Source organism: Massilia sp. 2TAF26 (assembly GCF_052115005.1).
Classification (GTDB): Bacteria; Pseudomonadota; Gammaproteobacteria; order Burkholderiales; family Burkholderiaceae_D; genus Telluria.
This window is the reverse complement of record NZ_JBFRFV010000135.1, coordinates 1-392: the sequence shown is the minus strand read 5'-3', so window position 1 is coordinate 392 and position 392 is coordinate 1. Positions and strand designations below refer to the sequence as shown.

The window sequence follows — 392 nt, the reverse complement described above, 5'->3', positions numbered from 1 at the left end:
GCGAAACGGCGGAGGAAGCCGGCGCCAATATCGAACTGGGTAAATTGTTTACCTTGTTGAACGTCTCGCACGTGCACCAGGTGCATATGTTCTATCTGGCCAAGCTGAAGGACCTCGATTTCGCCCCCGGCGAGGAAAGCCTGGAAGTCAAACTGTTCACCCAGCAGGAAATTCCCTGGGATGATCTGGCTTTCCCAACGATTAGCACTACACTGGAATTCTTCTTCTCCGACCGCGACCAGGTGCGCGAAGGCGGCGACTATGGTTTCCACGAGATGGACATCACGCGGCCGATGCGCCTGCCCACTGCCACTGCACCATGATCCCCTGGCTGGATGCCAACACGCCTTTTCCCGATGTGTCCGAGGCGCTGACCACGGACGCGCCAGGCC

The 392-nt window shown here is 58.4% G+C and carries 1 pseudogene; it reads left to right on the top strand.

Annotated elements, in window-relative coordinates:
• Positions 1-323 (top strand): annotated as a pseudogene (locus AB4Z32_RS27810) (NUDIX hydrolase); the annotation flags it as partial.
• Positions 324-392 lie beyond the last annotated feature (69 nt).